General features: G+C 68.2%; 18 protein-coding genes. 3 read left to right on the top strand and 15 right to left on the bottom strand.

The features are described 5' to 3' along the window. Positions 1–95 precede the first annotated feature (95 nt). On the bottom strand, positions 96–1,970 hold the full coding sequence (locus AC3A4T_RS11990) for an ABC-F family ATP-binding cassette domain-containing protein (protein WP_487675584.1): 1,875 nt from the start codon (positions 1,968–1,970) through the stop codon (positions 96–98). 204 nt (positions 1,971–2,174) lie between these two features. Here AC3A4T_RS11990 and AC3A4T_RS11985 point away from each other — a divergent pair, with 204 nt between their 5' ends. Further along, positions 2,175–4,577: a TonB-dependent receptor plug domain-containing protein gene (locus AC3A4T_RS11985; RefSeq protein WP_487675583.1), complete on the top strand. Its 2,403-nt coding sequence runs from the start codon at positions 2,175–2,177 to the stop codon at positions 4,575–4,577. Positions 4,578–4,706: 129 nt separating this feature from the next. Here the strand turns inward: AC3A4T_RS11985 and AC3A4T_RS11980 are convergent, their stop codons facing one another. Further along, positions 4,707–5,570 carry an alpha/beta fold hydrolase gene (locus tag AC3A4T_RS11980; protein ID WP_487675582.1) on the bottom strand — a complete coding sequence of 288 codons (864 nt, stop codon included), beginning with the start codon at positions 5,568–5,570 and terminating at the stop codon, positions 4,707–4,709. 569 nt (positions 5,571–6,139) lie between these two features. Between AC3A4T_RS11980 and ybaL the strand changes: the two genes are divergently transcribed. Both ybaL and AC3A4T_RS11970 read left to right on the top strand, forming a co-directional pair. After that, positions 6,140–7,831 (top strand): YbaL family putative K(+) efflux transporter, encoded by a 1,692-nt coding sequence (ybaL, locus tag AC3A4T_RS11975; protein WP_487675581.1) that lies wholly within the window; start codon positions 6,140–6,142, stop codon positions 7,829–7,831. 71 nt (positions 7,832–7,902) lie between these two features. Beyond that, positions 7,903–8,607 carry a YceH family protein gene (locus AC3A4T_RS11970; protein WP_487675580.1) on the top strand — a complete coding sequence of 235 codons (705 nt, stop codon included), beginning with the start codon at positions 7,903–7,905 and terminating at the stop codon, positions 8,605–8,607. A gap of 62 nt (positions 8,608–8,669) precedes the next feature. Here the strand turns inward: AC3A4T_RS11970 and AC3A4T_RS11965 are convergent, their stop codons facing one another. The 13 genes from AC3A4T_RS11965 to btuB all read right to left on the bottom strand — a co-directional run bounded on the left by AC3A4T_RS11965 (position 8,670) and on the right by btuB (position 21,674). Then, entirely contained in the window at positions 8,670–9,683 is a 1,014-nt protein-coding gene (locus AC3A4T_RS11965; RefSeq protein ID WP_487675579.1) for an AraC family transcriptional regulator, read from the bottom strand. Between the two features lie 117 nt (positions 9,684–9,800). Beyond that, complete coding sequence (locus AC3A4T_RS11960) at positions 9,801–10,544, bottom strand: adenosylcobinamide-GDP ribazoletransferase (protein ID WP_487675605.1); 744 nt, start codon at positions 10,542–10,544, stop codon at positions 9,801–9,803. After that, positions 10,541–11,179 carry a histidine phosphatase family protein gene (locus AC3A4T_RS11955; RefSeq protein WP_487675578.1) on the bottom strand — a complete coding sequence of 213 codons (639 nt, stop codon included), beginning with the start codon at positions 11,177–11,179 and terminating at the stop codon, positions 10,541–10,543. Before AC3A4T_RS11955 ends, AC3A4T_RS11960 begins: the two co-directional genes overlap by 4 nt. A 60-nt stretch (positions 11,180–11,239) precedes the next feature. Then, positions 11,240–12,346 (bottom strand): nicotinate-nucleotide--dimethylbenzimidazole phosphoribosyltransferase, encoded by a 1,107-nt coding sequence (cobT, locus tag AC3A4T_RS11950; RefSeq protein ID WP_487675577.1) that lies wholly within the window; start codon positions 12,344–12,346, stop codon positions 11,240–11,242. A 35-nt stretch (positions 12,347–12,381) separates the two neighbouring features. Continuing rightward, the gene (gene cobU, locus AC3A4T_RS11945; protein WP_487675576.1) at positions 12,382–12,900 is read right to left on the bottom strand and encodes a bifunctional adenosylcobinamide kinase/adenosylcobinamide-phosphate guanylyltransferase; all 519 of its coding nucleotides are present in this window, start codon (positions 12,898–12,900) and stop codon (positions 12,382–12,384) included. After that, a complete protein-coding gene (locus AC3A4T_RS11940) occupies positions 12,888–14,375 on the bottom strand; it encodes a cobyric acid synthase (RefSeq protein WP_487675575.1) in 1,488 nt (495 codons plus the stop codon). The genes cobU and AC3A4T_RS11940 overlap by 13 nt, the downstream gene beginning before the upstream one ends. Then, positions 14,372–15,370, bottom strand: coding sequence for a threonine-phosphate decarboxylase CobD (gene cobD, locus AC3A4T_RS11935; protein ID WP_487675574.1), 999 nt, complete (start codon positions 15,368–15,370; stop codon positions 14,372–14,374). Before cobD ends, AC3A4T_RS11940 begins: the two co-directional genes overlap by 4 nt. 170 nt (positions 15,371–15,540) lie before the next feature. Then, complete coding sequence (cbiB, locus tag AC3A4T_RS11930) at positions 15,541–16,479, bottom strand: adenosylcobinamide-phosphate synthase CbiB (protein WP_487675573.1); 939 nt, start codon at positions 16,477–16,479, stop codon at positions 15,541–15,543. Continuing rightward, positions 16,476–17,783, bottom strand: coding sequence for a cobyrinic acid a,c-diamide synthase CobB (locus AC3A4T_RS11925; RefSeq protein ID WP_487675604.1), 1,308 nt, complete (start codon positions 17,781–17,783; stop codon positions 16,476–16,478). The genes cbiB and AC3A4T_RS11925 overlap by 4 nt, the downstream gene beginning before the upstream one ends. An 86-nt stretch (positions 17,784–17,869) precedes the next feature. Then, on the bottom strand, positions 17,870–18,511 hold the full coding sequence (gene cobO / locus AC3A4T_RS11920) for a cob(I)yrinic acid a,c-diamide adenosyltransferase (protein WP_487675572.1): 642 nt from the start codon (positions 18,509–18,511) through the stop codon (positions 17,870–17,872). Continuing rightward, positions 18,508–19,116: a hypothetical protein gene (locus tag AC3A4T_RS11915; RefSeq protein ID WP_487675571.1), complete on the bottom strand. Its 609-nt coding sequence runs from the start codon at positions 19,114–19,116 to the stop codon at positions 18,508–18,510. Before AC3A4T_RS11915 ends, cobO begins: the two co-directional genes overlap by 4 nt. A gap of 81 nt (positions 19,117–19,197) precedes the next feature. Next, complete coding sequence (locus AC3A4T_RS11910) at positions 19,198–19,788, bottom strand: hypothetical protein (protein WP_487675570.1); 591 nt, start codon at positions 19,786–19,788, stop codon at positions 19,198–19,200. A 56-nt stretch (positions 19,789–19,844) separates the two neighbouring features. Continuing rightward, complete coding sequence (btuB, locus tag AC3A4T_RS11905) at positions 19,845–21,674, bottom strand: TonB-dependent vitamin B12 receptor (protein ID WP_487675603.1); 1,830 nt, start codon at positions 21,672–21,674, stop codon at positions 19,845–19,847. Positions 21,675–21,761: the final 87 nt, after the last annotated feature.

Raw genomic sequence — 21,761 nt, 5'->3', positions numbered from 1 at the left:
GATGATTTTATCTCGAGTGGTTTACCGAGATCGCGACAGGTCGACCATGGCACACGCCGCCGCCGGCTCAACGCACGCCGGCGGCACAACAAGCCTCAAGCCACGTCGTACAACGCCATCCACTCCGCCTCGGCCTTTGCAAGCTCGGCGGCGACTTTCTCGCGCTGCTTCGCCAGTTCCGCGGCGTTGTCGCCACCGCCGGCGTACTTGGTCGGGTCGGCGAGGTCCATGTCGAGCGTGTGCAGTTTCGATTCCAGCTCGGCCATGCGCTTTTCGGCTTCGGCCAGCTTGAGCGGGTTGGCCTTGCGCGAGGATTTCGTCGCCGGTGCCGCCGCGCTCGCGGCGGCCGCAGCCGCAGCCGCGGCCTTGGATGCCGCGGCGCCCTTGCCATCGTTGCTGTTGTCGCGGGTGCGCAACCACACCGCGTAGGCATCGAGGTCGCCGTCGAACGGCTGGGCCACGCCGTCGGCCACGCGCCAGAAGGTTTCGCAGACCAGGCCGATCAGATGCCGGTCGTGCGAGACCAGCACAATCGCGCCGGCGAAATCCGACAAGGCCTCGGCCAGCGCTTCGCGCACGTCCAGGTCCAGGTGGTTGGTCGGTTCGTCGAGCAGCAGCACGTTCGGCTTGCGCCAGGCGATCATCGCCAGGGCCAGGCGCGCGCGCTCGCCGCCGGAGAACCCGTCGACCGATTCGAACGCGCGGTCGCCGGGGAAATTCCACTTGCCGAGGAAATCGCGCAGCTGCTGGGTCGGCACGCCGGGCGCGATCTCGGCCAGATGGTCGATCGGACTCACGCCCGCGTGCAGCGATTCGACCGTGTGCTGGGCGAAGTAACCGATGCGCAGGTCCGGATGGCCGCCGCGCTCGCCGGTCAACAATTCCAGCTCGCCGACCAGCGATTTGACCAGGGTCGATTTACCCGCGCCGTTCGGCCCGAGCAAGGCGATGCGATCGCCGGCTTCGAGGATGAAGCTGACATCGTCGAGCACGACGTGGTCGCCGTACCCGCAATCGGCATGGACCAGGCGCAGCAATGCGTGCGGCAGCTTGACCGGGGCCGGGAACTCGATCCGCATCGCGCGTTCCATGCGCACCGCCTCGGTGCCGACCATCTTGGCCAGGCGCTTGACCCGCGACTGCGCCTGCTTGGCCTTGGCCGCGCTGGCGCTGAAGCGGTCGATGAAGCTCTGCAGGTGGGCGCGCTCGGCCTGCTGCTTTTCGTGGGTGATCTGCTGCAGGCGCAGGTGTTCGGCGCGCTGGCGCTCGAACGCGGTGTAGTCGCCGGTGTACAGCTTGGCCTTGCCGTCGTGCAGATGCAGGGTGTGGGTGGTGACCTCGTCGAGGAACTCGCGGTCGTGCGAGATCAGCAGCAAGGTGCCCGGGTATTTCAGCAGCCATTGCTCCAGCCACAGCACCGCGTCGAGGTCCAGGTGGTTGGTCGGTTCGTCGAGCAGCAACAGGTCCGACGGCGTCATCAGCGCGCGCGCCAGGTTCAGCCGCACCCGCCAGCCGCCGGAGAATTCCTTGACCGCGCGTTCGTGGGTGTCGGGCGAGAAGCCCAGGCCGTGCAGCAGCTTGCCGGCGCGCGCGGTGGCGTCGTAGCCGCCGAGCTCTTCGAGCTGATGGTGGGCCTCGGCAACCGCTTCCCAATCCTCGCGCTCGACCGCTTCGCGCTCGGCCACCAGGACCTTGTAGACGGTGGCGTCGCCGGACAGGACGAAGTCCAGCGCCGGGTCGTCCAGGGCCGGGGTTTCCTGGGCCACGCTGGCGATGCGCACGCGGTTGGGCACGTCGATGTCGCCGCGATCGGCCTCGACCTCGCCCTGGATGGCGGCGAACAGCGACGACTTACCAGTGCCGTTACGACCGATCACGCCCACCCGCCAACCGGCGTGCAGGGTCAGGTCTACGTTGGACAGCAGCAGGCGTTCGCCGCGCCGCATGGCGAAATCACGGAAAGAAATCATGCCGATATGGTCGCATGACTGATCGGTATTTGCTCATGAACACAAGTTCGGCCGCGCCCGGGGCGGGCACCGAATAATCGGGACCTCGGCCTCAGACCGCCCCCACGCGTCAACGAGCTCGCCATCCGCGGCAAAGCGCCCCTCGCGCCGGCCGCGGCGGCGGCGTTCGTCCCGACGTCCCCCGATCGACCGCCCGGAGTCACCATGTCCCGTCGTATTTCCCTGCTCAGCACCGCCGTTTCGATCGCCCTCGCCAGCTCGCCCGCCTGGGCCCAGGACGCCGGCGCCCCCGAGGCCGCCGCCTCGAACCCGACCAACCTCGACACCCTGATCGTCACCGGCACCCGCGTCGCCGACCGCACCGTGGCCGAATCGACCGCGCCGATCGACATCATTTCCCCGCAGACCCTGGAGTCGACCGGCACCGTCGAACTGGCCACCGCCCTGTCGCGCGCCCTGCCCTCGCTGAACTTCCCGCGCCCGGCGATCACCGACGCCACCGACGCGGTGCGTCCGGCGCAGTTGCGCGGACTGGCGCCGGACCAGGTGCTGGTGCTGGTCAACGGCAAGCGCCGCCACACCACGTCCTTGATCAACCTCAACGACAGCATCGGCCGCGGCTCCTCGCCGGTCGACCTCAACGCGATCCCGATCGCCGCGATCGAACGGGTCGAAGTGCTGCGCGACGGCGCCTCGGCGCAATACGGCTCCGACGCGATCGCCGGCGTCATCAACATCGTGCTCAAGGGCTCGGGCGAAGGCGGCAGCATCGCCGCGCGCTACGGCCAGTTCAGCGCCGGCGACGGCAAGCAGTATCAACTCTCCGGCGATGCCGGCTTCAAGCTCGGCGAGAACGGCAGCGTGCACCTGTCCGCGCAGGGCGGCCACAGCGACAACACCGATCGCGCGCGGCCCTACCTCGGCACGGTCACGCCGACCAGCAATCCGCCGGGCAAGGTCGTGCATCGCTACGGCGATCCGGAAATCGATCAGGCCGCGGTCGCATTTAACGCCGAGTACAAAGCCGCAGAGGGAGTCGAGTTCTATTCGTTCGGCACCGCCAGCCGCCGCCGCGCGATCTCCAACGGCTATTTCCGCGCGCCCGGCAATCCGAACAACATCCTGTCGGTGTATCCGAACGGCTTCCTGCCGCAGATCGACAACGTCAGCAAGGACCGCGCCCTGGTGCTCGGCCTGCGCGGCCAGACCGCCGGCGGCTGGAACCTCGACCTGAGCTACAACTACGGCCAGAACCAGCTCGATTTCGATGTGCGCAACAGCCTCAACCGCACCCTCGGCGCGAGCTCGCCGCATGATTTCTACATCGGCGCGCTGGAAGTGACCCAGAACGTGCTCAACGCCGATTTCAACAAGGCCTTCGACGTGGGTTGGCTGAAGTACCCGCTCACCTTCGCCTTCGGCGCGGAATGGCGCGGCGAGAAATTCAACCAGAGCGCAGGCGAACTGGCGTCCTACGTCGCCGGCCCCGAACCCGGCGCGCCGGGCGCGCAGGTGTTCCCCGGTTTCACCCCGTCCGACGCCAGCCGCCGCAATCGCAACAGCCATTCGTTCTATGCCGATCTGGAAACCGACGTGACCGACAAGCTGTCGCTCGGCGCGGCGGCGCGTTACGAAAGCTACAGCGACTTCGGCGAAACCACTTCGGGCAAGCTGTCGGCGCGTTACGCCTTCACCGACAAGCTTGCCTTGCGCGGCACTCTGTCGACCGGATTCCGCGCGCCGTCGCTGCAGCAGCAGTTTTACCAGTCGACCCAGACCGTGATCGTGCTCGGCGACCCGACCCCGTTCCAGGTCCGCACCTTCGCCGTCGACGACCCGGCCGCGATCGCGCTCGGCGCCGAGCCGCTCAAGGCCGAGGAATCGACCAACATCGGCTTGGGCCTGGTGCTGCAGCCGATCGAATCGCTGTACATCACCGTCGACGCCTACCAGATCGACATCGACGACCGCATCATCCTGTCGGAAAACCTGCGCGGCCCGGCGGTGGCGAGCTTCCTGGAAGCGCGCGGTTATCCCGGCATCACCGGCGGCCGCTACTTCACCAACGCGGTCGACACCCGCACCCGCGGCATCGACATCGTCGGCAGCTACAAATGGACGCTCGGCAGCGGCGCGCTCGATCTGACCGCCGGCTACAACCACAACAAGACCACCCTGGAGCGCATCGCCGCCAATCCGCCCGAACTCACCGCCGGCGGCCTGAACCTGCAGCGCATCGGCCGGGTCGAGCAAGGCCGCATCACCCAGGGCGCGCCGCGCGACAAGTTCTTCCTCGGCGGCAGCTGGAGCACCGGCCCGTGGCGATTCGACGCGACCGGCACGCGTTACGGCGAATTCCATACCTTCAACGACGACCCCAGCGGCGTGCGCGACCAGACCTACGGCGCGAAGTGGACCATCGACCTGGCCGCGACCTATGCCATCGACGGTTGGGAGTTCACCGTCGGCGGCGACAACGTGCTCAACGAGTATCCGGACGAATCGATCTACGCCAACAGCGAAAGCGGCCAGTTGCCGTACAGCGGCAACTCGCCGTTCGGCTTCAATGGCGCGTTCGCGTATGCGAAGGTCGGGTACAAGTGGTGACCACTCGATGAGGTTACTGGGGGCGGCCGAGACGCCGCCTCCCGTACTTTCCCCTCATCCGCGCGCCACATGTCGCAGACACCGACCCGCCCCGCGCACAGCGGGGCTTTCTTCATGCGCTCGCCAAACTCAGCCGGGAACCCGCCGCAGGAAATCGCGAACAAGCGGCACAGCTTGATCGAAATGGGTTTCGAGCAGCCAATGACCTGCGCCCTCCAGCAAATGCAGTTCGGCCTGCGGCAGGTCGCGAAGATAGGCGCGGGCCGCGGTGGCGGGCATGTAGCCGTCGTTCGGGCCCCACACGATCAAGGTCTTCGGCTTGTGCTCGCGCAAGTAGGCCTGATAGCGCGGGAACCAATCGAGGTTGGCCTCCAGCTTGTCCATCAAGCCGACCATCGCCTCGCGCCGCACAGGCGTGTCCATCAGCGGCCAATGCAACTTCCACAGATCCGGGGTGACCCGCGCGGCGACATCGGCATCGACTTCACCGATGAATTCGTCGCGAAAGCCGTGTTCGCTGACCGCCGCCTGCAATGGCTCGCGATTCTGCGGCGACCGGTCCGCCCAGTAGCGCTTGATGGTCGCGTACTTGGGGCCGAGCGCATCCTCGTAGATGTCGCCGTTCTGGATGATCAACGCCGCGATCCGCTGCGGATGCGCGATCGCATGGCGCAATCCGATCTGCGAACCGTAGTCGTGCAGCCACAGCGCGTAGCGCGTCAGCCCGAGCCGGTCGGCGAACTTCGCCAGAAAATCCGCATAGGCGTCGAAGTCGTAGCCGAATCGCGAGGGATCGGGCGTGCCGCTGTAACCGAATCCGGGGAAATCCGCGGCGATCGTGCGCCAGCGATCGCCCAGGGCCGGCATCAGGTTGCGGTATTGAAAAGAAGAACACGGGTAGCCGTGCGGCAACAGCAGTACCGGTGCATCGGCCGGACCGTGCTCCCGATAAAAAATCTCGACGCCGCCGATTTCAGTCGTCAGATGGCGCATGGCAATTCCTCTCTCGATCGGAAGTTCTGCTTGCACCGATCGATGCTATCGCCCGTGCGTCCACGTTCCGTTAATCAGCGCCAGCCATAAGCGCCGCGGTGAAGTCGACCGAATCGTTGAGTGATCCGTCGATTGACGCCGAACAAGGCAGCGGGCCGATTAGTTAGGCTTTCGTAGGGATGCACTTTCAGCTGCGACGTCTTTCATCCACTCGGCGAGCTGAAAGAAAAGCGTCGGCAGTCGAACCCCCTCCCACCCGACTTCGCGATCTTCGCTTTCGCGCAAATCGCCGACGCGCGCATCATCCGACGCCGCGCGACTGAATCGCTGTTCATGCATTCGTCGCCGTCGGCGCAACTCGTACGGCGCGCGTGAACCATCGCCGACCACGGCGGTCTGAAGCCCGCTGGGCCGGGACGCGGACGCCGTCGACGCATCTTCGCCGACCGACGGCCGAGCGCGGAAAATGTCGCAGAAACAATCATTTGCGACGACTCGCCAAACGAGAAAGGCTTGCATCCAGCCGGCTCAGCACACATTCTTAAAAGGACCAGACCACAGGAGAGCCGATGCACCACACGTCCCTGATCGCGATTCTGGTAGCCGGCTTCGTCCTGGCCTTCATCTTCGGAATGATCGCGCAACGCCTGCGGCTGTCGCCGCTGGTGGGCTACCTCATCGCCGGCATCATCGCCGGCCCCTTCACGCCCGGCTTCGTCGGCGACCAGACCCTTGCGCCGCAATTGGCCGAAATCGGCGTGATCCTGCTGATGTTCGGCGTCGGCCTGCATTTCTCGCTCGGCGATCTGCTCGAAGTCAAAGCCATCGCCTTGCCGGGCGCGATCGTGCAGATCGCGGTGGCGACCGCGCTGGGTTGGGGCATGGCCGAGTTGCTGGGGTGGTCGCATGGCGCGGGACTGGTGTTCGGTCTGGCCTTGTCGGTCGCCAGCACCGTGGTGCTGTTGCGCGCGCTGGAGGAGCGGCGGTTGCTGGAAACCACCAAGGGCCGCATCGCGATCGGCTGGCTGATCGTCGAGGACCTGGCGATGGTGCTCGCGCTGGTGCTGCTGCCGGCGCTGTCGGGCCTGCTCAAGGGCGAGGCCGGCGAAGCCTCGGAAGTGTGGAGCAAGTTGTTCATCACCCTGGCCAAGGTCGGCGCCTTCATCGCCTTCATGCTGATCGTCGGCCGGCGGGTGATTCCGTGGATTCTCGAACGCGTGGCCGGCACCGGTTCGCGCGAGTTGTTCACCCTGTGCGTGCTCGCGATCGCGCTGGGCGTGGCGTTCGGTTCGGCCGAACTGTTCGGCGTGTCGTTCGCGCTCGGCGCGTTCTTCGCCGGGATGATGCTCAACGAATCCGAGTTCAGCCATCAGGCCGCCAACGAAACCCTGCCGCTGCGCGAAGCGTTCGCGGTGCTGTTCTTCGTCTCGGTCGGCATGCTGTTCAACCCGATGATCCTGCTGGAGAAGCCGCTGGAAGTGCTGGCGGTGTTCGGCATCATCGTGATCGGCAAGTCGGTGGCGGCGTACGCGATCGTGCGCGCGTTCGGCAAGCCGAACTCGACCGCGCTGATGATCTCGGTCAGCCTGGCGCAGATCGGCGAGTTCTCCTTCATCCTGGCCCAGCTCGGCATCGACGAAGGCATCCTGTCGAAGGACGGGCAGGACCTGATCCTGGCCGGCGCGTTGCTGTCGATCGTGGTCAACCCGTTGCTGTTCGGCTGGCTCGACCGCAAGCAGGCGCGCGCCGACGCGGCCGAAGCCGATGCGCGCGCCGACGCGGCGGTGCCGCCGGTGCCGGCCGATATCAGCGGTCACGTGATCCTGATCGGCTACGGCCGGGTCGGCAGCGAGCTGGCGCGGTTGCTCACCGATCACCACGTGCCGTTGGTGGTCATCGACGGCGAGGACAGCCTGATCGACAAGGCACGCGCCGCCGGGCATCCGGCGATCCTCGGCAACGCGGTCAACGAGCGGGTGCTGCGCGAAGCGGTGCCCGAGCGCGCGACCACGGTGATGCTGGCGATTCCGCAGGCGCTGGAAGCCGGCGAGATCATCGCCAAGCTGCGCGAACTCAATCCGGCGCTGAGCATCGTCGCGCGCGCGCACAGCGACAACGAGGTCAAGCATCTGCTCCAGCACGGCGCCGACGGCGCGGTGATGGCCGAGCGCGAGCTGGCGCACAGCCTGGCCGAGATGGTGCTGGCCGCGCCGGTGTACCGCGGCGCGCGCAATCTGCCGCCGTCGACGGCGCTGGCGTGAGCCGGCGCCGTCCCGAACCCGACCACGCAATCGGTTAGTCTGAGCCCGCCCTTCTTCAGTACCCAACGACCATGAGCGACATCGATCCGACCAGCAATGAGCCGTCCGGCACCCCGAACACGCCCGACAGCACGCCCGAGAACAACGCGCCGCAACTCAGCGCGGTCGAGGCGCGGGTCATCGGCTGCCTGATCGAAAAGGAAGCGACCACGCCCGACGTGTACCCGCTGACCTTGAACGCCATCGTCACCGCCTGCAATCAGAAGACCTCGCGCGAACCGACCATGCAGCTGGAACCCGGCGAGGTCGCCAACGCCCTGCGCCGGCTGGAGCCGCGCGGCTGGATCAAGTCGCAGCATCATTCGCGCGCGGAACGTTACGCCCACCGCGCCACCACCGCGCTCGACGTGACCCGGCCGCAGACCATCCTGATCGCGCTGCTGATGCTGCGCGGTCCGCAGACCGTCAACGAACTGCTGTCGCGCAGCGAACGCATGGCCAAGTTCGATTCGGTCGGCGACGTGCAGTACGCGCTGGAACGCCTCGCCCAGCATCAACCGCCGCTGGTGCGCCTGCTCGGGCGCCAGCCCGGCCAGCGCGAGGATCGTTACGGGCATCTGCTCAGCGGCGAACCGGTGTGGAACGGCAGTGTGTCGTCGTCCGGCGACGACGCGGGTTCGGGCAGCGGATCGCAATCGGCCCTGACCGAGCGTCTGGCGGCATTGGAAGCGAAGGTCGCGGAGCTGGAGGCGCGGCTGGAAGCGGCCGGGGCTTGAGTTTTTCGCGATAGGCGCGTGATGGCGCGCGCGTATCCCGACGTCTTGCGTGGGCGGAAGCTTCAGCCCTGCAGCGGCAGGTAGATGTCGGTACGCAGCAGCGCTTCGGGCACTTCGTCGGGATCGTCGAGGTATTCGTGATGCAGCGGCGCATCGCGCAAGCGTTCGCCGCTGCCAGGCAACCAGTGCGCCAGCAGCGCATCGGTCAACGCCTCCAGTCCGTCGAAGGCGCCGACATGGCGGACGCGCGCATAGCGGCCGCCGCCCAATCGCATCGTGCCCAGGCCGCTGCCCGCTTCGATCCGGAACGGACGGCCCAGGGCGAGCATGCAATCGAATACGCAGGCTTGCGGCGGCACGTCGCGGCGATCGTCGACCGGCACGCCGTACAGCCCGTTCAACGCGTCCAGCAAACCGTGTTCGGCGGCCCAGCCGAACAGACGGCCATAGCCCTGGTTCTGTTCCGGATAGGCGCCGGTCACGCGCAGCGTCACCACCTGAAACGGATCGACGCTGACCACTTCCACCCGCAACGGCGGCGACGGCTCGACACCCGAATCCGGCGGCAGCGACAGGCGATCGATCTCGCGCCATAGACGTTCGGGTTCGGCGCGCAGTTCGCTCGGCGTGCCGCCGACGCCCTGGCGAAAGGCGCGGGTGAACGCCTGCGGAGTCTGATAACCGACCGCCAACGCGGCGTCGGTGACGCTGCGATCGGCACTGGCGAGCAGGCGCAGGCCTTGCAGCAGGCGCAGACGAGCCACGGTCTGGCCGGTGGTCTCGCCGGTCATCGCGCGGTACACGCGATGGAAATGGAACGGTGAGAACGACGCCGCTTCGGCCAGACGGACGAGCTCGGGCGGGTCTTCGCCGCGCGCGATGGCGTGCTCGATCAGCGCCACGGCGCGTTCGATGCGGCGCTGATGGGCGTCGCGGGTGCCGGCCTTGAGCGCGGGGCCGGCGCGATCGGGCGCGGGTTCGTGGACACGATCGTCGGCACCAGGCGCTGCGCTGTCGACGGCTTCGGAAGCGGCCGGCGCGGCGGCTCGAACGGGATGATCCTTGACGGGAGGCATGCGCTCGTTCCTTACGGGTGGGTGATGGGTCGAGGCTCAGGTTCGCAGACCGCCGACGCGGCGGCGGTTCCTATCTTGCGCTTTCGCGCCCCACCCTCGCCCGCCCAACCCGGCGCTTCAGTACGACAACGCCAGCGCGATCAACACCGCCGCTTCGACGAGTTCGGTCAAGGCGCCGCAGGCATCGCCGGTCATGCCCTGCAGACGGCGCAGGCAGGCCCGGCGCCAGATCGCGAACACCACCGCCGCTACCGCGACCGCCAGGCCGCCGCGCCAACCGGCCAACGCGCAGCCGCCCACCGCGATCGCGAGCGCGAGCCAGCACGCCGTGCGTGGCGCATCCACCAGCGCCTGACCAAGACCGCCGCTGCGCACGTACGGCAGCAACAGGAATGCCAGGGTCAACCCAGTGCGCGCCAGCACCGGCGCCAGCAACAGCGCGGCCCATGCCGGCGCGGGCAGGCTCGCCAACGCGGCGAATTTCAGCAGCAGCGCCAGCACCACCGCGACCACACCGATCGGCCCGCTGCGCGGATCCTTCATGATCTCCAATGTGCGTTCGCGGCTCGCGACCGGATCGGCGCGCATGCCGCCGATCCAGGCATCGGCGCTGTCGGCCAGACCGTCCAGATGCAGGGCGCCGGTCAATGCGACCCACGCCGTCAGCAACAACGCCGCCGACAGCAGCGGCGGGCGCGTCTGCAACGCCCAGGCTAGCGCGCACAGAAAGCCGCCGATCAACAACCCGACCGCGGGATACCAGACGAGCGAGCGCGATTGCGCGCGCGCTTGTTCGAACACCCGCGCCGGCACCGGAATCCGGGTCAGAAAACCGATCGCGGCAAGCAAGGCCTGCATCAGCCGTCGACCGGATCGGCCCGTACCGCATCGTGGCGGGCGTCATCGCTGCGCGGCGCATCGACCGCGTCGCGCGCCGGTTTCGGCGGCCACGGCAAGGCATGCAGCGAGGCGTGCGCGACATCGATATTGAGCAGGTCGGTGTAACGCCGGCCCGCGGCGAGACAGCGCAATAGACGGATCACGCCGCCGTGGGTCACCACCAGCACGCGCCGGCCCGGGTAGGTGCGCAGCAAGTCGCCGACCGCGCCGGTCAGGCGGGTGGCGAAATCGACGAAGCGCTCCGCGCCCGGCGGCGGATGCGCGACCGGATCGGCCCAGAACCGCGCCAGCGCTTCGCCTTCGTCGGCGGCGATGGCATCGACCGTGCGGCCCTGCCATTCGCCGAAATGGTATTCGCGCAACGCCGGTTCCAGCGCCAACGGCAGGCCGCGCGACTGCGCCAGTTCCTGCGCGAACGCCGCGCAGCGCTGCAGCGGCGAGCTGACGATCGCATCCCACTCGCGCCCGAGCACGGCATCGCGCATCTGCCGCCAGCCCAGTTCGAGCAAGGCGTCGTCGAGCTGTCCGCGGTAGCTGCGGTGGCCGGTGTCGCCGTGCCGCAGCAGATCGATATGAGTGGTGGTGGACGAATTCATCGCAGCTCCTTTCCTTGTGCGCGATCGATGGCGATGCGAGGGCTCATCGCGGGAGCCACATCATGCCTGTTGCGCGGCCGGTTCGTGACTGGATCCGGACACGCCGGCCTGGGCGAAGGTCGCCATGCCGTTGTGCAGCGCGCAGGCCAGACGCAGCAACGGCACCGCCATCGCCGCGCCGCTGGCCTCGCCCAAGCGCATGCCCAGATCGAGCAAGGGCCGCGCCCGCAGGGCCTCGAGCACCGCGGCGTGGCCGCGTTCGTGCGAGCGATGCGCGTACAGCAGCCACTCGCCGCAGCCCGGATTGAGCCGTTGCGCGGCCAGCGCGGCGACGCTGGCGATGAAGCCATCGACCAAGATCGGCAAACCGGCCTGGGCCGCGGCCACGTACGCGCCGGTCAATGCGGCGATCTCGAAACCGCCGAGCCGGCGCAGCCGTTCCCAATCGCTTTCGGCCGGCGCATGCAGGGCCAGCGCGCGTTCGATCACCGCGATCTTGTGGGCGATGCCGCCCGCATCCAGGCCGGTGCCGGCGCCGGTCAGATCGGACGGCGAACGCCGCAACAAGGCGCTGGCCAACGCCGCCGCCGAGGTGGTGTTGGCGATGCCCATCTCGCCGCCGATGAACAACTGCGCGCCGGCATCGAGCGCGGCGCGCACGCTGGCGGCGCCGGCGCCGAGCGCGGCGCGCAACTGCGCCTCGCTCATCGCCGGGCCTTCGCAGAAATTGCGCGTGCTCGCGGCGATCACCGCCCGGTGCACACCGGCTACAACGCCGGGATCGTTGACCGTGCCCAGGTCGACCACGTCCAGACTCGCGTCGAGCGCGCGCGCGAGCACCGCGATCGCCGCGCCGCCGCCGGCGAAGTTGCGCAGCATCTCGCCGGTCACCGCCTGCGGAAACGCCGACACGCCCTCGGCCGCGACGCCGTGATCGGCGGCGAACACGCTGATCCAGACCCGGTCGACCGCGGGGCTGAGCGTGTGTTGCAAACCGGCCAGGGTCACCGCGAGGTCTTCGAGCACGCCGAGCGATCCCGGCGGCTTGGTCAACTGCGTCTGACGCGCGCGCGCCTGCGCCTGCAGGTCCGCATCGGGACGTTTGCAAGGCCGCAGCCACCATGCGTCCGCGGCGTGGGTCCGTGGGTTCGATACTGGCTCGTTCACTGCTTGGCTCCCGTGCGATTTGTTGCGTCCCGCGCTCACAGCGCCGGCCCTTTCAATACCAGCGGCAAGCCCGCGGCGACGAACACCACCCGTTCGCACAACGCGCCCAGCGCCTGATGCAGGCGCCCTGCTTCGTCAACATAGCGGCGGGTCAATTCGCCCATCGGCACCACGCCGAGGCCGACTTCGTTGCTGACGAGTAGCACCCAGCCATCCAATCCGGGCAAGGTCGCCAACAACGCATCGCGTTCGCGCTCGAACGCGTTCGCATCCGCATCGCCCAGCAGATTGCTCAACCACAGGGTCAGGCAATCCACCAACACGCAGCGCCCCGGCGCCGCGTGCGCGCGCAAGGTCGCGGCCAACGCGATGGGTTCTTCGATACAGCCCCATTCGATCGGTCGCCGCGCGCGATGATGGGCGATGCGCTCGCCCATCTCGGCATCGCGTGCCTGCGCGGTGGCGATGTAGACCACGTCCGTGTACGGCATGGCCAGGCGTTCGGCCAAGGCGCTCTTGCCCGAGCGCGCGCCGCCGAGAATCAGGTTGTGCATGCGGCCTCCAATCCGAACAGGGCTTCCAGCCGGGCGATATCCAGATGCGCCTGCACCGTGTCGGCGAGGCGATCGATCGCGGCTTCGCGCAGGCCGCGCAGGTCCAGCGGCTGCGCCTGCGCCAAGCCGGCCCAGCGCAACAGCGCCGCCAGGGCCTCGGGTTCGTCGAACAGACCGTGCACATAGCTGCCGAGAATGCGGCCGTCGGCAGAAATCGCGCCGTCGGCGCGGCCGTCGTCGAAACGCAGACACGGCCGCTGCAACGCGGCGCCGGTGCTGACACCGCAGTGGATTTCATAACCGCTGACCGCGGCGTCGTCGAGGTTCAGCCGGCCGCGCACATTGCGCAATTGCTTTTCCGGTTCCAGCACCGTGTCCAGCTCCAGCCAGCCCAGGCCGTCGTCGCTGCCGGGCTCACCTTCGATGCCCAGCGGATCGCTGATGCGCTGGCCGAGCATCTGCAATCCGCCGCAAATGCCGATCACCTTGCCGCCGTAGCGCAGATGGCGCGCGATCGCGGTCGCCCAGCCGTTGCGCCGCAGCCACTGCAGATCGGCGCGGGTCGATTTGGACCCCGGCAGCACGATCAGATCGCACGGCGGCGGGGTTTCGCCTGGGCCCACGAACCAGCAGTCGACCTGTGGATGCGCACGCAGCGCATCGAAGTCGTTGTGGTTGCTGATCCGCGGCAGCGCCGGCACCGCCACCCGCAGGCGCTCGTCGGCCGCGGCGTTCGCAGCGCCCGCGTACTCGCGCGGCAACGCGTCCTCGGCTTCCAGATGCAGGCCGTGTAGGTACGGCAACACCCCGATCACCGGCTTGCCGGTCTCGCGCTCCAGCCAGTCCAGGCCCGGTTGCAGCAAGGCGATATCGCCGCGAAAACGGTTGATGACGAAACCGGCGACGCGCGCGCGCTCGCTGTCCGACAGCAAGGCCAGCGTTCCGACCAGATGCGCGAATACGCCGCCGCGGTCGATGTCGGCGATCAACAGCACCGGGCAGTCGACCGCTTCGGCATAGCCCATGTTGGCGATGTCGTTGGCGCGCAGGTTGATCTCGGCCGGACTGCCCGCGCCTTCGACCACCACCGCGTCGAAACTTTCGATCAAGCGCCGATGCGACTGCAGCACCGCGTCCATCGCGATGCGCTTGTAGTCGTGGTAGCCGCGCGCGTCCATGTTGGCGACCGCGCGGCCGTGCAGGATCACCTGCGCGCCAGTGTCGCTGTTGGGCTTGAGCAGCACCGGATTGAAGTCGGTATGCGGCGCCAGCCCGGCCGCCTGCGCCTGCACCGCCTGGGCGCGGCCGATCTCGCCGCCGTCGGCGGTCACCGCCGAATTGAGCGCCATGTTCTGCGGCTTGAACGGCGCCACCGCGACCCCGCGCCGATGCAGCCAGCGACACAGCGCGGTCACCAGCGCGCTCTTGCCGGCGTCGGAGGTGCAGCCCTGGACCATGAGCACCCGCGCTGTCATGAGGACGCCCTCTCGTGCATGACCTCGGTCAGCGCCATGGCGAGCCGCCGCCATTGCGCTTCATCGCCCGGCAGGCCGAAACGCAGACTGCGCGGCTGTTCGAAATAGCGGGTGAACACCCCGCGACGAGCCAATGCTTCGTGCAACGCCAGCGCCTCATCGTTGCGATGCCATTGGAAGAATGCACAGCCGCCGCTGGCGGGCAGGCCGCGCGCGCTCAGCAACGCGGCCAGTCGCTCACCTTGCGCGAGCAACTGCGCGCGCATCGCCGCCTGCCACTCGCGATCGGCCAGCGCGTGCCGCAGCGCATGTCGGGTCGGGCCAGTGACGGCCCATGGGCCGAGCCGTTCGCGCAGCGCTTGCAGCAAAGCGTCGTTCGCGCAGACAAAACCGGCGCGCGCGCCGGCCAGGCCGAAGAACTTGCCGACCGAGCGCAGCACGATCAATCCTTCGCGCGCGCTGTCGCCGCACAGGCTCAGTTCGGGCGTGGCGTCCATGAACGCTTCGTCGATCAGCAGCCAGCCGCCGCGCGCGGCCAGCCGCGCGTGCAGGTCGAGCAAGGCCGCGCGTTCGAAGCGCTCACCGCCGGGATTGTTGGGATGGATCAGCACAATCACGTCGAAATCGTCGGCCTGCGCGATCAACTGCGCGGCGCCGCGCAGTTCGACCCGATGACCGCAACGCCGCCAGGCCTGCGCATGTTCGGCATAGCCCGGCGCAAGCACGCCGACGGTCGAGGCCGCGCGCAATTCGGGCAACGCCTGGATCGCCGCCTGCGAGCCGGCGACCGGCCACAGCGATTCGGCGCCGTAGTAAGCGCGGGCGACATCGATCAATCCATCGTCGTCTTCGGGCAACCGATGCCAGGCGCGCGCGGGAATCTCGGGCACCGGCCAGGCCACCGGATTGATGCCGGTGGACAGGTCGAGCCAATCCTGCACGGCGATGCCGTACTGCCGTGCCGCGCGCAACAAGCGGCCGCCGTGTTCAAGCATTGCGACGGGTTCCTTGCGAATGTCGCGACGTCTTTCGTGGGCGCGGCTTCGGCCTCGCCGCTGTCCACTGAGCCGCCGCGTTGCGACTGAAAACCGTCGAATCTGAAAGCCCCGACCACAAAAAACCTCGGGATGAACCGATCCGTTCGCTCGACAAGCCCGGTCGCGGCTCAGACATGCGCGTAGGCCCAGCCCGTCCAGACCGCCAGCACGAACAGACCCACCCAGACCGCCACGCCGCGCTTCACCAGACGCAACGCGCCACGAATCGAATCCGCGCTCGGTGCATCGCCCTCGCCCAGCAGCGGCCGTGTTTCCCACACACCGTGATACGGCGCCGCGCCGCCCAGCCGAACCCGCAACGCACCCGCGCCGGCCGCCATCACCGGTCCGGCGTTCGGGCTGTCCCAGTGCCGCGCCTGCATGCGCCAGCAACGCCACGCAGTCGCGGTGTCGCCGAGCGCGGCATAGGTCAGCGCGGTCAAACGCGCGGGTATCAGGTTGAGCACGTCGTCGACCCGCGCCGCCGCCCAGCCGAAACGTTCATAACGCGGCGTGCGATAGCCCCACATCGCGTCCAGGGTGTTGGCGAGCCGGTACAGCACCGCGCCGGCGGGGCCGAGCACGGCGAACCAGAACAACGCGGCGAACACCGCGTCGCTGCCGTTTTCCAGCACCGATTCGGTCGCCGCCGCGGCGACGCGTTCGCCATCGAGCGCATCGACATCGCGGCTGACGATGCGTCCGACCGCCGCGCGCGCGCCGGCCAGATCGTCCGCCTGCAACGCCGCCGCCACCGGCGCGGCGTGTTCGTCCAGGCTGCGCAGGCCGATCGCCAGATACAACGCGAACGCGGCGTACGCGGCGCCCAGCCAGAACGAATACGCGAACAGGTTGCGCTGCAGCCACCACGCGGCCGCGCTCAACGGCACCACCGCGAGCAGCCAGGCCATGATCCCGCGAGCGCGGCTGTCGGCATGCAAGGCGCTTTCGAGCGCGCGCGCGAGGCGGCCAAAACCGATCAACGGATGCAGCCGCCGCGGCTCGCCGAGCCAGGCGTCCAGCAACACGCCGCACAGCATCGTGGCCGACAGCGACGCGGCGTTCATGGCAGAAACAAGCGCGCGGCGGCCTGCGGGTTCGACGGAAAATAGAAGTGGACGAAGCTCGCGCTCAGACGCTGGTCGCGATAAAGCGCTTCACGGCTCGGCCCGCCGTTGGGGTTGGTCGATTGCGCGATCGCCGCGGCCTCGATCTGCGCCTGGGCGTAATGGAAGGTATGCCCGCGCAGCACGCCTTCGCGCAGTTCCACCGATTGCAGGCCCAGCGCGACCATCCGCGGCTGGATCTGCGCATGGCCGCGCAACAGGCCGGCCATTGCGCCGGAATTGCCTTCGCGATCGCTCAACGAATCGAGCGCATACAACAGACCGCCGCACTCGGCGAGGATCGGCTTGCCCGCATCGCGATGCGCGTGCAGCGCCTCGCGCAAGGCCGTATTGGCCGACAGCGCCGGCAGATGCAGTTCAGGATAACCGCCCGGCAACCACACCGCATCGCAGTCGGGCAGGCTGTCGCCGGCGATCGGCGAAAACGCGATGCACTCGGCGCCCGCGTCGATCAGCAGCTGCAGATTGGCCGGGTACACGAAACAGAACGCGGCATCGCGGGCGATCGCGATGCGCCGGCCTTGCAGCAGCGGCGGCACTTGCACGGGCTCGCTCGCGGCGAACTCCACCGGCGGCGGCAATTCGGCATCGGCGTGCGCGGCCCAGGCATCGGCAAGCGCATCCAGACGCTCATCGAGGTCGCCCAGTTCGCCCGCCGCGACCAGACCCAGATGGCGCTCGGGCAAGGCCAGCGCCGGATCGCGCGGCAACGCGCCGAGCCAGCGCAGATCATCCGGCAGACTCTCACGCAGCAATTGCGCGTGATACGCGCTGCCGATGCGGTTGGCGGCGACGCCATACACCTTCAGGCCCTCGCGATAACGCGCCAGACCGGTGGCGAGCGCGCCGAAGGTCTGCGCCATCGCCGATCCGTCGATCACCGCGAGCACCGGCACGCCCAGGGCCTGGGCCAGATCGGCGCTCGACGGATTGCCGTCGAACAAGCCCATCACCCCTTCGATCAGGATCAGATCGGCCTCGCCCGCCGCCGCATGCAGACGCGCGCGCACGTCGGCTTCGCCGCACATCCACAGATCGAGCTGCTGCACGCAGTGACCGCTGGCGCGTTCGAGCACCATCGGATCGAGAAAGTCCGGCCCGGTCTTGAACACCCGCACGCGTCGTCCTTGCCGCGAATGCCAGCGCGCGATCGCCGCGGTGACGCTGGTCTTGCCTTGGCCGGAGGCGGGAGCAGACACGAGCAGGGTCGGGCAACGGGCGTTGCCGCCCGCGGGATTGGGGATTCGAGATTGGGGATTAGCAGAAGCAACGGCAGATGCCGACGCATCCGCTTTTTCGAATCCCGAATCCCCAATCCCTAATCCCGGCTTCACAACTCAATCCCCTTCTGCGCCTTGATCCCCGCCTTGAACGCATGCTTGACCACGCGCATGTCGGTCACGGTATCGGCCGCTTCGATCAGCGCATCGGGCGCGCCGCGTCCGGTGATGACCACGTGCTGTTGCGGCGGACGCGCCGCGGCCGCGGCGAGCACGTCGTCCAGGGCGATGTAGCGATGCGCCAGGGCGATGTTCAATTCGTCGAGCAGGACGAAGTCGTAACCCGGATCGGCCAGCATGCGCGCGGCGATCGCCCAGGCCGCCTGCGCGGCGCGGATGTCGCGCTCCTTGTCCTGGGTTTCCCAGGTGAAGCCCTCGCCCATCACGTGATAGTCCAGTTCCTCGAAACGGCGGAAGAACGCTTCCTCGCCGGTCGAGAAACTGCCCTTGATGAACTGCACCACGCCGCACTGGAAGCCATGGCCCAGCGAGCGCGCGAGCATGCCGAACCCGGACGAACTCTTGCCCTTGCCGTTGCCGGTGTTGACCACCAGCACGCCGCGCTCGATGGTCGCGCGCGCGATCTTGCGGTCGATCAGTTCCTTCTTGCGTTGCATGCGCTCGCGATGGCGTTCGTCGCTGCTCGCGGCAAAACCGGCGCGATCCTTGCCGTCTTCACTGCCGGCGCTCATGCCGCCGCTCCGCTGCGCTGGCGGACATGGGCGAAACGGACCACCGCATAGGCGAGGAAACCGGCGCCGACGTAACCGGCCAGGGTGCCGAGCGTGCGCGGGTAATACTGCGGAATCCGGTCGATGAACCCGACCAGCGAGGCATCGGGATAACGGCCCGACAGGAAATAGAAGCCGCCCTTCGAGATCAGATACGCCACCACCGAAGTCGCCAGCAACACCAGCACCAGCCGCGGCACGGTGCTCCAGTGATCGCGATGCAGCCGAGCGTAATAGCGACCGCCCAGCCACAACGTGCCGTAGGCGAGGGCCAGCGCCCAGTACGCCGGCGACAGGCACCAGTCAGTGACCCGGCCCAGCGCCAGGCTGGCCAGATCCAGCAGCGACGACAGCACGAACAAGGCCGGGAAGATCCAGCCCGGCCGCAGCAGCGCGCCGGCCAGGAAGAACACCGCCCACGACGCGCTCGGCAAGGCATCGACCGTGGCGAAGTGCTGGCCGCGCGTGCAGATCATCAGCACCGCCAGGGCAAGGCCGGCGCCGGCCTGGGCCATGCGCGAACGCAGCGGCAGTCCAGTGAAAACAACGGGATCGATCGTCGACATATCAGGCTCCGTGAAGATCGGGTTCGAACAACGACGCCGCCAACGACGCCGCCAACGACGGCACGAACGCGGCCGGGACGATCAAGCCCCGGCCAGCGGACGCGCGTCGCGGGGCCGCGCGTAACGCGCGATCAGCGCATGCGCTAGGAAACCCGCGGCGATATAGCCCAGCGTGGTACGCACGAACAGCGGGCCCCACTTCCACACCCGCTCGATGTACTCGGCGAAATGCGGCTGCGGATAACGTCCACCCCACCAATAAAACGCGCCGTTGGAAATCAGGAACGACACGCTGGCCGCCAGCAAGGCCACGCCGAGCCCGCCGAGCAAGGCGCGCGGCCGCGCCGCCATGTGCGGCGCGTACATCCGGCCCGCGTACCACAGCGCCGCGTACGCGAGCAGCAGGAACGCATACGACGGCGTCACGCAGTAGTGCTGGAAGAAGCTCAGGCCGCGGCCGGTGATCGCGATGTAGTCGATCGCCACCGCCGCCAGCAGATAGCCGACGAACGCCGCATGCCGGCGCAGATACAGACCGCCGAGAAAGAACACCGCCATCGAGGCATCGGGCAGATGCAGCGCATCGCCGAAATGATGGAAGCGGGTGGCGAGCATCAGCGTCAGCAGGGCCGCGAACAGGCCGTATTGCGCGGGTCGGGACGGAAGGTTCATCGGCGGCTCTCTCGTTGCGAACCGGCCGCGCGGGCGGCCGGCGGGATGCTGATCCGTCAGCGGGAGGGGCGGTAACGCAGACTCAACAGATAGTTGCGACCGGGTTGATTGTAGAAGGCGGCGGTTTCATAACGGCGATCGAAGACGTTGTTGGCCGACAGTTGCAGGCTCCAGGCCGTGTCGATGGCATAGCCCAGGCGCAGATCGGTCAGAGCGTAGCCGGCCAGGCGGCGGGTATTGGCCAGTTCGTCGTAGCGCTCGCCGGCGGCGTAGACGCTGGCGCCGAGCGACCAGGACGATGCGCCATCGATGTCGAAACGGCGATCGGCATCGACCCGCGCGCTCTGCCGCGCGCGCCGCGGCAGATAGTTGTCGCGATAGGCGTTGGGGCTGTCGTTGCGCGGGTCCAGCCAGGTCGCGCTGGCGCGCAGGTCCCACTGCGCCAGACGGGTATCGAGCACCGCTTCCAGGCCGCGGATGCGCGCGCGGTCGACATTGCCCGGCGCACCGATCGAGGCGTCGTAGGCGATCAGATCGTCGACCCGGGTCTGGAACGCGTTGAGCGACCACACGTGCTGGCGCTGCGCGCCGTGAGTGCCGCGCAGGCCGACTTCGACGCTGCGCGAAGTTTCCGGTTGCACCTGCGGGTTGCCAAAGCCGGGGTAATACAGCTCGTTGAAGGTCGGCGCCTTGAACGCGGTGCCGTAGCTCGCGGTCAGCCGCAGCGATTCGCTCAGGTCCCAGCCCCACAGCGCGCTGCCGGTGGTTTGCCCGCCGAACTGGCTGTCGTCGTCGCGGCGCAGGCTGGCCTGCACGGCGTGCGCGCCGAAGCTCTGCTGCCACTGCGCGAAGGCGCCGCGCAGGATGCGGCGGTCGCGCGCGTAGGCGGTGTTGCTTTCCACTTCGTCGCGCTGCCAATCGAAGCCGGCGCTCAACAGGCCCGCGCCGATGCCGAAATCGCCCTGCACCGAGCCCAGCTGGCGACGGGTATCGAAGGTGCTCGAATACTTGCCGTTCCTGTAGGTGTCGCTCAGGTCGGCGCTGCGCCCGGCGTTGGCGGTCAGGGTCACCCGCTCGCTGGGTTTGTAGCGCAGCTTGGCGCCGGCCACTTGCTGGACGTTGTCGGCCTCGTTGTTCTGGCTGCCGTCGTAGCGGTTGTTGCCTTCGGCGCGGAACAGGCGCGCTTCGCCGTCCCAGTGATTGTTGAAGCGATAGCCGCCCTGCATGGTCAGTGAGCTGTTGCGATAACCGTCGCGGTCGGGCGAGTTGGTGAAGCAGCCCGCGCCGCCCGGCGAAGGCTTGCCGCGGCAGGCGTTGATGCCGTCGGTCTGTTCGTGCGCGGCGTTGATGGAATACCAGCCGCGCTCACCCTTGCCGGCCACGCCGGCGCTCGCGCGACGGGTCGCGTTGCTGCCGATCGACACGCCGAAACTCGGCGCGAACGGGCCTTGCGGGCGACGGGTGAAGATCTGGATGACGCCGCCGATCGCCTCGGAGCCGTACAGGCTGGAGAACGGCCCGCGCACGATTTCGATACGCTCGATCTGCTCGACCGGAATGTCCTGCAGCGAAGCGCCGCCGCTGGTCGCCGAGCCGATCTTGATGCCGTCGATCAGCACCAGCACGTGATCGGATTCGGTGCCGCGCAGGAACAGCGAGGTCGATTTGCCGGCGCCGCCGTTGTTGGCCAGCGAAGCGCCCGGGGTGCCGCGCAATAGATCAGGCAGCGAGGACGGTTGGCGCCTGTCGATCTCATCGCGATCGATCACGGTCACCGCCGCCAGGGTTGCGTCCTGGGTCTGCGCGGTGCGGGTGGCGGTCACTATCACCTGATCCAGGTCGACCGCGGCGGGCGCGGCGAACGCGGGCAGCGCGCAGAGGCTCAAGGCAAGGCTGACGCCGACGGTCGCGGCATGGCTGACGCCGACGGTCGCAGCATGGCTGACGCCATGCGCACGCAAGGTGGACGCCGG

The sequence above is a fragment of the Lysobacter sp. Soil_N_51 genome (genome assembly GCF_057655755.1).
This window is presented reverse-complemented; position numbering and strand designations above follow the sequence as displayed.

Bases quoted from the DNA above. Each gene is read 5' to 3' on its own strand.
- AC3A4T_RS11970 (WP_487675580.1), top strand. From the start codon at position 7,903: ATGAGCGACATCGATCCGACCAGCAATGAGCCGTCCGGCACCCCGAAC.
- AC3A4T_RS11990 (WP_487675584.1), bottom strand. From the start codon at position 1,970: ATGATTTCTTTCCGTGATTTCGCCATGCGGCGCGGCGAACGCCTGCTG.
- cobO (WP_487675572.1), bottom strand. From the start codon at position 18,511: ATGAGCGCCGGCAGTGAAGACGGCAAGGATCGCGCCGGTTTTGCCGCG.
- cobD (WP_487675574.1), bottom strand. From the start codon at position 15,370: ATGCTTGAACACGGCGGCCGCTTGTTGCGCGCGGCACGGCAGTACGGC.
- cobU (WP_487675576.1), bottom strand. From the start codon at position 12,900: ATGCACAACCTGATTCTCGGCGGCGCGCGCTCGGGCAAGAGCGCCTTG.
- AC3A4T_RS11980 (WP_487675582.1), bottom strand. From the start codon at position 5,570: ATGCGCCATCTGACGACTGAAATCGGCGGCGTCGAGATTTTTTATCGG.
- AC3A4T_RS11985 (WP_487675583.1), top strand. From the start codon at position 2,175: ATGTCCCGTCGTATTTCCCTGCTCAGCACCGCCGTTTCGATCGCCCTC.
- AC3A4T_RS11965 (WP_487675579.1), bottom strand. From the start codon at position 9,683: ATGCCTCCCGTCAAGGATCATCCCGTTCGAGCCGCCGCGCCGGCCGCT.
- AC3A4T_RS11940 (WP_487675575.1), bottom strand. From the start codon at position 14,375: ATGACAGCGCGGGTGCTCATGGTCCAGGGCTGCACCTCCGACGCCGGC.
- AC3A4T_RS11910 (WP_487675570.1), bottom strand. From the start codon at position 19,788: ATGAACCTTCCGTCCCGACCCGCGCAATACGGCCTGTTCGCGGCCCTG.
- AC3A4T_RS11915 (WP_487675571.1), bottom strand. From the start codon at position 19,116: ATGTCGACGATCGATCCCGTTGTTTTCACTGGACTGCCGCTGCGTTCG.
- cbiB (WP_487675573.1), bottom strand. From the start codon at position 16,479: ATGAACGCCGCGTCGCTGTCGGCCACGATGCTGTGCGGCGTGTTGCTG.
- ybaL (WP_487675581.1), top strand. From the start codon at position 6,140: ATGCACCACACGTCCCTGATCGCGATTCTGGTAGCCGGCTTCGTCCTG.
- AC3A4T_RS11955 (WP_487675578.1), bottom strand. From the start codon at position 11,179: ATGAATTCGTCCACCACCACTCATATCGATCTGCTGCGGCACGGCGAC.